The organism is Halomonas sp. TH-94 (genome assembly GCF_057473365.1).
On sequence record NZ_JBYCKL010000090.1, the window covers coordinates 1 to 9,469 of the forward strand.

Here is a 9,469-nt window from a genome sequence, read left to right on the forward strand (position 1 = left end):
ACGCTGTCGGCCCCGCCAGCCAGGGTCTACGCTGGGGGTAGAGAAGAGCGGCACGCAAGGAGGCAATGATGGCTGACAAGAATTCCGCACCGCTCCTGCTGGGGGCGATCATGCTGTGGACGGGCGCGGCACTGGCCGCCGATCCGGCCACGCCGGACGAGGGAGCCGCCGGCATGGACCCCGCCGAGATCACCGAACCACCGAAGGTGAGCACCGGCAGGGCCGGCACCACCAGCGGGATCACGGGGGCCGATATGGAGGAGGAAGACCAGGGCAGCGGCAGCGGCGAGACCCAGGGCGACGAACTGTTCCAGACGCCCGCCGCCGCGTCCGATGCCGGTCCCGCCTACGAGACCCAGTCGCCCGAGCGTGAAGAGGATGGTGAAGGCGACGAGGAGGTGATGCCCGATGAGCCATTGGGAGCCGATGACACCGGACGCCAGGAAGATGGCGAGCCTCAGGCCAGCGGCGACCAGTCGCCCTGAGCCACGCAACAGGCCGTTCGTTACCAAATGATACCAACCACCGACGAGCGGCCCGTCAGGAGTCGCTACGCTTAAGGTAGACCGATAGTAGTAGATCATAATGACAGCAATGAGTATGGAAACCAGGCAGGAGGCCTCATGACCCTCAGGGTTTCGCGCAGACAATTCTTCAAGCTCGGTGCAGCGGGGATGGCCACATCCAGCATGGCCATGATGGGCTTCGCCCCGGATTCCGCCATCGCCTCGATTCGCCACTTCAAGCTCACCGGCGCCAAGATCACGCGCAGCAACTGTACCTACTGCTCGGTGGGCTGCGGCGTGCTGATCTATGCCCGGGGCGATCAGGCGATCAACAACATCGATGACATCTATCACGTCGAGGGGGACCCGGATCACCCGGTGAGCCGCGGCTCACTCTGTCCCAAGGGCGCGGGGCTGCTCGATTACATTCGTAGCGATTCCCGACTGCGCTACCCCCAGGTGCGCGAGGCCGGCAGCAACGAATGGAAGCGGATCAGCTGGGATGAGGCCTTCGATCGTATCGCCCGCCTCATGAAGGACGACCGCGACGCTAACTTCGTGACCCAAAACGAAGAAGGCCAGACGGTCAATCACTGGACCACTACCGGTATGCTGGCGGCGTCGGCCTCGACCAACGAGACGGCCTACTGTACCCACAAGATTGCCCGTAGCCTCGGCATGGTGGCGTTCGACAACCAGGCGCGCGTCTGACACGGACCGACGGTGGCAGGTCTTGCCCCAACATTCGGTCGCGGTGCCATGACCAATCACTGGGTCGACATACGCAATGCCGACCTGATCATCGGTATGGGGGGTAACCCTGCCGAAGCACACCCGGTGGGCTTCCGCTGGGTGATGGAGGCGCGCGAGCACAACGACGCGCGGCTGGTGGTGGTCGACCCGCGCTTCACGCGTACCGCCGCGGTAGCGGACTACTACGCCGAAATCCGCACGGGCACCGATATCGCCTTCCTCGGCGGGCTGATCAGCTACCTGATCGAGAGCGGCCGCTTCCATCGCGACTACGTGCTCGCCTATACCGATGCCAGCCTGCTCGTGGACGAGGAGTTCGACTTCGACGACGGCCTGTTCAACGGCTATGACGCCGAGAACGGCGAATACGAGATGGAGGGCTGGCAGTACCAGCATGACGACGACGGCCACGTCCTGCGCGACGAAACGCTGCAACACCCGCGCTGCGTGTTCCAGCTCATGCGCCAGCACTTCAGCCGTTACACCCTCGAGGTAGTCTCCTCGGTGTGCGGCACGCCGAGCGAGAAAATCCAGCGCGTGTGGAACATGGCGGCCGAGACGGCAGCGCCCGACAAGACCATGACCTTCCTCTATGCGCTGGGCTGGACGCAGCACTCCATCGGCTCGCAGATCATCCGCACCGCGGCCATCGTTCAGCTCCTGCTGGGCAACATGGGCATGCGCGGCGGCGGCGTGAACGCCCTGCGCGGCCACTCCAACATCCAGGGCCTGACCGACCTGGGGCTGCTTTCCGACCAATTGCCCGGCTACCTGACCCTGGCGGACGACGACGAGCAGGACTATGAGGAGTACATCCTCTCACGCGCTCGGCCACCGCTGGTACCCGAGGAGATTTCCTACTGGCGCTACTACGAACGCTTTCACGTCAGCCTGATGAAGGCGTGGTACGGCGATGCCGCCACCGAGGCCAACGACTGGTGCTTCGACTGGCTGCCGAAGATGGGTGAGGATCTCTATGACATCCTGCACACCTTCGAGCGCATGCATCATGGCGAGATCACCGGCTACCTCTGCCAGGGCTTCAACCCGCTGGCGGCCTTCCCGCACAAGGCCAAGGTGACCGAGGCTCTCTCACGCTTGAAGTTTCTGGTGGTGATCGATCCCCTGAGCACCGAGACGGCGGAGTTCTGGCGCAATCACGGCGAGTATCACGACGTGGACACAGCGGCGATCGATACCGAGGTGTTTCGCCTGCCCACCACCAGCTTCGCCGAGGAGGATGGCACCATCGTCAACAGCTCGCGCTGGCTGCAGTGGTTCTGGCAGGCTGCACCGCCACCGGGCGAGGCGAAGCCCGATACGGCGATTCTGGCCGGCATCTTCCTGCGTATGCAGCGGCTCTATGAGGAAGAGGGCGGTGCCTTCCCCGATCCCATTCTCAACCTGCACTGGCCCTATCGCCGGCCCGAGGAGCCTAGCCCCGAGGAGCTTGCCCGAGAGTACAACGGCTGGGCCCTGGAAGATGTCGTCGACGAGGACCGCAACCTGGTGGTACGCGCCGGCGAGCAGATCGAGGACTTCGGCTTCCTGCGCGCCGACGGCTCCACCGCCTGCGGCTGCTGGATCTTCGCCGGCTGCTGGACCGAGGCCGGCAACCAGATGGTACGGCGCGACAACTCCGATCCCTACGGCACCGGACAGACCCTGGGCTGGGCCTGGTCATGGCCGGCCAACCGCCGCATTCTCTACAACCGCGCCAGCGCCCGCCCCGACGGCACGCCCTGGGCGGCCAACAAGGCGGTAGTGTGGTGGGACGGGCAGCGCTGGGTCGGCAACGACGTACCCGACTTCCCGGTCGACTCCGCCCCCGGCGAAGGACAGGCACCTTTCATCATGAATCAGACCGGGCGTGGCCAGCTGTTTGCCCGCGACCGCATGAAGGAGGGGCCCTTCCCGGAGCACTACGAGCCCTTCGAGACGCCGATTGCCAACAACCCGCTGCACCCCGGCAGCACGCTGGCCAAGCACAACCCGGCCGCACGGGTCTTCGCCCAGGATCGCGAGAACTTCGGCACTTTCGAGGAGTTCCCCCATGCGGCCACCAGCTATCGCCTGACCGAGCACTTCCACTACTGGACCATGCACAACCGGCTAAATGCCATCGCTCAACCGGAGAAGTTCGTCGAGATCGGTGAGGCCTTGGCGCAAGAGCTGGGCATCGTCAAGGGCGAGCGGGTTCGGGTCAGCTCCAAGCGTGGCTACATCGACGCAGTGGCGGTGGTGACCAAGCGCATTCGCCCGCTGCGGGTGGATGGCCAGATCGTTCACCAGGTGGGCATCCCGCTGCACTGGGGTTTCCTCGGCGAGACGAAGAAGGCCCACCTGACCAATACGCTGACGCCCTCGGTCGGCGACGCCAACACGCAGACGCCGGAATTCAAGTCGTTCCTGGTGCGCGTCGACAAGCTGTAGGAGGAGGCCAAGGATGAGAGGCGAACAAGTCAATCTGCAGAACATCATTGCCCGATCGGCGACCCCGGTGTCCTCACCGCAGGAGCGCACCGGCGGCATCGACCGGGTGACCAAGCTGATCGACGTTTCACGCTGCATTGGCTGCAAGGCCTGCCAGGTGGCCTGCGCCGAATGGAATGACCTGCGAGACGAGGTGGGGGAATGCGTGGGTGAGTACGACAACCCTCTCGATCTTTCGCCCAACACCTGGCAGGTGATGCGCTTTGACGAATACGAGAACGAACAGGGCAATCTCGAATGGCTGATCCGCAAGGATAACTGCATGCATTGCGCCGAGCCGGGCTGCCTCGAAGCGTGCCCCGCCCCCGGGGCCATCGTGCAGTACGCCAATGGCATCGTCGACTTCAATTCGGAGCACTGCATCGGCTGCGGCTACTGTGTTACCGGCTGCCCCTTCGACGTACCGCGCATCTCGGAAGTGGACGGCAAGTCATACAAGTGCACGCTGTGCTCCGACCGGGTATTCCACGGGCTGGAGCCGGCCTGCGTCAAGTCGTGCCCCACCGGTTCGATCATGTTCGGCACCCGCGACGACATGCTCGACCTGGCCGAGACGCGAACCGACTTCCTCAAGAGTCGCGGCTTCGACAATGCCGGGGTCTACAACCCAGAGGGGGTCGACGGTACCCACGTGATCTACGTGCTGCAGCACGCCGACAAGCCGGAAATCTACAGCGCCCTGCCGGCAGACCCCAGCATCAGCCCCATGGTCGGCGCCTGGAAGGGGCTGGGCAAGCCGCTAGCTTCGGCGGCCATCGGCCTTGCCGCCCTGACCGGCTTCTTCCACTACGTCACGGCCGGGCCCAAGGAACTCAGCGAGGAGGACGAGCAGGCGGTACGCGACGATGAAGCCCGCGAGAGGGAGCGGGAGGCCAGAGAAGAACGAGATGAGCGGGAGGAGCGACCATGAGCCTCGCCAAGACGGACCCGCCGCTGCAGCGCTACAGCGTCTGGATGCGCCTAAATCACTGGCTGGTCGCCATCAGCTTCGTGTTGCTGGTGCTCAGCGGCCTGCCCTTCTTCCATCCCTTCTTCTGGTCGCTGACGGGGCTGTTCGGCGGGCCGACCATGACCCGCATCCTGCACCCCTGGATCGGCCTGTTCATGTCGCTGATGTTCGCCATCATGGCGGTGAGCTTCTTCAAGGAGAGCTTGTTCAAGCGTCACGACGTGCAGTGGCTCAAGCAGATCAACGATGTTCTCGCCAATCGCGACGAGAAGCTGCCTCCGGTGGGCAAGAACAACGCCGGCCAGAAGCTGGTGTACTGGATCATGCTGGGTTGCATCCCCGTGCTGTTGATCAGCGGCGTGATGATCTGGCACAGCCTGGTCGGCGAAGCCATGCCCCTCACCCTGCGCCGGCTGGCCTCACTGGCCCACGCCTACGTTGCCTTTCTGGCCATTATCACCCTGATCATCCACATCTACTCGGGCATCTGGGTCAAGGGCTCGTTCCAGGCCATGGTACGCGGCCGGGTCAGCAAGGCCTGGGCACGCCACCATCACGATCTCTGGTATGAAGAAGAGATGGAGAAAGAGCGCAAGCACCGCCGAATCAGCCGGCGCCATGAGCAAAGCGGAGAGGAGTCGACGTGAACCACGCCTATGGCAACGCACCCACCGGGATCATGCATCCGCCCGAGGTGAGGCTGCCCCCCACCGACCACTTCGCCCGCCGCTCCCGGCGCCTGCAGACCCTAGCCGAGCGCAGCCGGGAGCTGGGCGATTTCCTCGCCTTCATGGCCCAGCTCGCCACCGCCCAGCAGGTGGCGCTGGAACGTATCACCCCCGCTTGGCAACCTGAGCCGGAGGCTTTCGCCCTGGCGCTGGAGCACGGCATGCCGCCGCTCAACGTTCAGGCACTGCAGGAAGATATCGACCTGCCCAGCGAACTCGAGGCCCTGCTGGATGCCCTGGAGCTACACGTGGGGCAAGCCCAGCGTCCGCTGATTGACGCCCTGCGTGTACTGCCGGCATCCGCGTGTCGGCAGCTCGCCCGTCAGGTCCTGGCCGGTGAAGCCGGGGAGCTGCACCATCGCGGCCTGATGCCGCTGATCGCCGCCGCCCTGCAGGTGACTTGGCAGCGCCTGGTACAGACCCTGCCCCATGCTCCTGAGCGGCCTCGCGGCGAGGTCCGCGCACTGTGTCCCTGCTGCGGCTCGCCGCCGGTGGCCAGCGTCATCGAGACCGACCCCCAGAGCAGCGGCGTGCGCTATCTGCAGTGCGGCCTATGTGCCACCCAGTGGTATCTGGAGCGCTCCATCTGCAGCGTGTGCGAGCAGAGCGGCAAGCTCGAGTACCTCAGCCTGGCGCCTGAATCCGGCGAAGGCGAAGCCTCGGTGGCACAGGCCGAAGCGTGCGGCGACTGCGACAGCTATCTCAAGATATTCCCTCGCGCCCTGGATGCCGAGGTCGAGCCGCTGGCCGATGATCTGGCCAGTCTGACCCTGGACCTGCTGCTAGGCGAGGATGGGTACCGCCGCAGCGGCTTCAATCCGCTGCTGATCGTCGAGGACTAGAACCCGTGCGAAGCCGGGGCGGAATGGACGTGCCCCGGCCCATCATGCTATGCCATAGGGTGCATACCCTGACGCACCAGGGACGACTCACCTTCGCGAAAGCGGGGTCGTGACCGACCCGGCATGGACATGAACACGACAATGGACGTTCGACGCAGCCTACCAGCAGTCGACACACTGCTGGCCCATCCCGCCCTACAAGCGGCTCGTAAGCGCCACGGTCACCGCCTTGCCCGGCGTGCCGTGCGCGTAACGCTCGACCAGGCTCGCCGGCGGCTCGCCGCTGGCCAGGTGGCCGACGACCGGCTCGGCAGCGATGCCTTGGCCGAGGCCGCCTTGGTCGAGCTGGCCGAGCTGGCACGCCCTGCCAGCCGCGCGGTTTTCAACCTCACCGGTACGGTGATTCACACCAACCTGGGGCGCTCCACCCTCGCCGAGGCGGCCATCGAGGCCATGGCCAACGCGGCGCGTCATCCGCTGGCACTGGAGTACGATCTCGAAGACGGCGGGCGTGGCGACCGCGACCGCCTGATCGAAGACCTGCTGTGCGAACTGACCGGCGCCGAAGCGGCCACCGTGGTCAACAACAACGCCGGCGCCGTGCTGCTGGCCCTGGGGGCGCTGGGGGCCGGCCGCGAGGCGCTGATATCGCGCGGTGAGCTGATCGAGATCGGCGGCGCCTTTCGCATGCCCGACATCATGCAGGCCGCAGGCTGCCGACTGCGCGAGGTGGGCGCCACCAACCGCACCCATCGGCGCGACTTCGAGAGCGCCCTTGGCGAACACACCGGGCTGATCGTCAAGGCGCATACCTCCAACTACGCCATTACCGGCTTTACCAGCAGCGTGCCGGAGTCGCAATTGGCCGAAATCGCCCACGCCCACGGCATCCCCTTCCTGGTCGACCTGGGCAGCGGCGCGCTTGCCGACTTCACCGCCCTCGGCCTGCCCTACGAGGCGCAGCCGGGCGATGCCGTCGCCGCCGGTGCCGACGTGGTCACCTTCAGCGGCGACAAACTGCTGGGCGGCCCTCAGGCCGGCATCATCGTCGGCCGTCGCGAGGCAATTGCCACCATCAAGCGCCACCCGCTCAAGCGCGCCCTGCGCCTGGACAAGCTGACACTCGCCGCGCTGGAGGCCACCCTGCGCATCTACCGCGACAGCGACGCCCCCGAGCGCGAGATTCCCACATTGGCGCTGCTGACCCGCTCCGAGGCGGAGATCGCCGCCATGGGCGAGCGCCTGCTGCCCCATGTCCTTGAACTGCTTGGCGACTTCGCGGTGACCCTTACGCCCTGCGCCAGCCAGCTCGGCAGCGGCTCGCTGCCGGTGGACCGGCTGCCCAGCCAGGCGCTGGCCTGGCGACCGGCCGCTGCCGGGCGCCGCGAGCGCGAACGCTGCCTGCGTCGGCTGGAAGCCGCTCTGCGTCGACTGCCGCGTCCGGTCATCGGACGCATCGGCGACGGTGCCCTGATGCTCGATCTGCGCTGCCTGGCCACGGCCGCCGACGAAGCGGCCTTTCTCGCCCAGCTTGGCGAGCTGCCCGGCTGTTACCACGCGGCAAGCCGGCAGGATGACGGAGACGCACTGTGATCGTAGGCACCGCCGGTCACGTCGACCACGGCAAGACCGCCCTGATCCAGCAGCTCACCGGTATCGACACCGACCGGCTGAAAGAGGAGAAGGCCCGCGGACTGACCATCGAGCCCGGCTTCGCCTATCCCGAGGTGGCCGACGACATCGAACTCGGTTTCGTCGACGTGCCCGGCCACGTGCGCTTTCTGCATCACATGGTGGCGGGCAGTATCGGCGTCGATACGGTGCTGCTGGTGGTGGCCGCCGACGACGGCGTCATGCCGCAGACCGTCGAGCACCTGCAGATTCTGACCCTGCTGGGGCTCGACCGCGGCCTGGTGGCACTGACCAAGATCGATCGCGTCGACGCCGAACGTCGCCAGCGGGTGCGCGAGCAGATCGCCGCCCTGCTCGCCGAGACGCCGCTGACCAACGCTCCCATTCACGAAGTCTCGAGCACGAGCGGCGAAGGGGTGGACACCCTGCGCGAGCGGCTCTGGCACCTGGCCTCGCTGAAGCATGAGGAGGCTGTCCATGGACGTTTTCGCTTTGCCGTCGACCGAGTCTTCACCAAGGCCGGCGCTGGGGTGGTGGCGACCGGCACGGCACTTGCGGGTCGCATACGCCAGGGCGACGAAGTACGCCTGGTGGCGACCGGTGCCAAGGCACGGGTACGCAGCCTGCGTCGTCAGAATCGAGAGAGTGACACGGCGAATCGAGGCGATCGCGTGGCGCTCAACCTGAGCGGGCCGGGGATCTCTCGCGACGTCGTTTCCCGCGGCGACTGGGTGGTGGCAGACAAGCTCGTGACTCCGGCGTTGAAGCGGCTCGACGTTTTGCTGCGGCTTCTCGACACCGCCCCGACCGTCAAGCACTGGGCTCCCGTGCAGGTGCACCTGGGCGTGGGACGCTACAGCGGGCGCCTCTCGCTGCTTGAAGGTCAGCATCTCGCCCCGGGCGGACGTATGCTGGGGCAGCTGGTGCTCGACGACCCGGTACACGCCTGCCTGGGCGACCGCTGCGTGATACGCGACCCGGCGGCGGGCGTGACCCTGGGCGGCGGCGTGGTGCTGGAAGGCGACCCGCCGCGGCGCGGTCAGCGTCGCCACGAGCGGCTAGCCTGGCTCACTGCACTGGCAGAGTGCGCCGCCGCCACACCGCTCGACCTGACGCCGGCGCTCGAAGAGGGGTTGCGCCAGCGCCCGGAGGGGATCGACCTGCACGTCCTGGCATGCAACGCCAATGTCCCCCTGCAGCATCTGATCGATTCGGTCGCGGCGTTGGGGGCGGAAACGCTGGGAAACCGGGACCAGGCTCGCGCCTTCTCGGCCACGCACATAACGAGGCTGCAGGACCGACTGCTGGACAGTGTGGCGGCCAATCACCAGCGTGAACCCTCGATGCTCGGCACTGAGCGTGGCCGGCTGGTACGGCAAGCGGCTCCCCAGCTCCCCGAGGCAATCGGCCGACAGCTGATCGAGCGGCTGATTGCACGCGGCGCGCTGGAGGCCCAGGGCCCGTTCGTTGCCCTGCCCGGCCACCGCGCCGCTCTGAGCGACGCCGACGAGTCGCTGTGGCAACGGCTCGAGCCGCTCATCGAGGCGGCTCCGTTTCAGCCCCCGC

General features: G+C 66.4%; 7 protein-coding genes. All 7 read left to right on the top strand.

Annotated elements, in window-relative coordinates:
• Nucleotides 1-68 precede the first annotated feature (68 nt).
• Nucleotides 69-485: a hypothetical protein gene (locus AC2VNO_RS16550; RefSeq protein WP_486935163.1), complete on the top strand. Its 417-nt coding sequence runs from the start codon at nucleotides 69-71 to the stop codon at nucleotides 483-485.
• A 213-nt stretch (nucleotides 486-698) separates the two neighbouring features.
• On the top strand, nucleotides 699-3,692 hold the full coding sequence (gene fdnG, locus AC2VNO_RS16555) for a formate dehydrogenase-N subunit alpha (protein ID WP_486935169.1): 2,994 nt from the start codon (nucleotides 699-701) through the stop codon (nucleotides 3,690-3,692).
• A gap of 13 nt (nucleotides 3,693-3,705) precedes the next feature.
• A complete protein-coding gene (fdxH, locus tag AC2VNO_RS16560; protein ID WP_486935164.1) occupies nucleotides 3,706-4,662 on the top strand; it encodes a formate dehydrogenase subunit beta in 957 nt (318 codons plus the stop codon).
• Nucleotides 4,659-5,348 (top strand): formate dehydrogenase subunit gamma, encoded by a 690-nt coding sequence (locus tag AC2VNO_RS16565; protein WP_486935165.1) that lies wholly within the window; start codon nucleotides 4,659-4,661, stop codon nucleotides 5,346-5,348. Before fdxH ends, AC2VNO_RS16565 begins: the two co-directional genes overlap by 4 nt.
• Complete coding sequence (gene fdhE, locus AC2VNO_RS16570) at nucleotides 5,345-6,271, top strand: formate dehydrogenase accessory protein FdhE (RefSeq protein ID WP_486935166.1); 927 nt, start codon at nucleotides 5,345-5,347, stop codon at nucleotides 6,269-6,271. The genes AC2VNO_RS16565 and fdhE overlap by 4 nt, the downstream gene beginning before the upstream one ends.
• Before the next feature lie 129 nt (nucleotides 6,272-6,400).
• Nucleotides 6,401-7,864, top strand: a complete 1,464-nt coding sequence (selA, locus tag AC2VNO_RS16575) for an L-seryl-tRNA(Sec) selenium transferase (RefSeq protein ID WP_486935167.1) — start codon at nucleotides 6,401-6,403, stop codon at nucleotides 7,862-7,864.
• Nucleotides 7,861-9,469, top strand: a 1,609-nt coding sequence (selB, locus tag AC2VNO_RS16580; protein ID WP_486935168.1) for a selenocysteine-specific translation elongation factor, incomplete at its 3' end; no start/stop codon positions are given. The genes selA and selB, both read left to right, overlap by 4 nt.

Excerpts from the sequence above, each read along its gene's own strand:
- AC2VNO_RS16550 (WP_486935163.1), top strand. The coding sequence starts at position 69 with ATGGCTGACAAGAATTCCGCACCGCTCCTGCTGGGGGCGATCATGCTG.
- fdxH (WP_486935164.1), top strand. The coding sequence starts at position 3,706 with ATGAGAGGCGAACAAGTCAATCTGCAGAACATCATTGCCCGATCGGCG.
- AC2VNO_RS16565 (WP_486935165.1), top strand. The coding sequence starts at position 4,659 with ATGAGCCTCGCCAAGACGGACCCGCCGCTGCAGCGCTACAGCGTCTGG.
- selA (WP_486935167.1), top strand. The coding sequence starts at position 6,401 with ATGAACACGACAATGGACGTTCGACGCAGCCTACCAGCAGTCGACACA.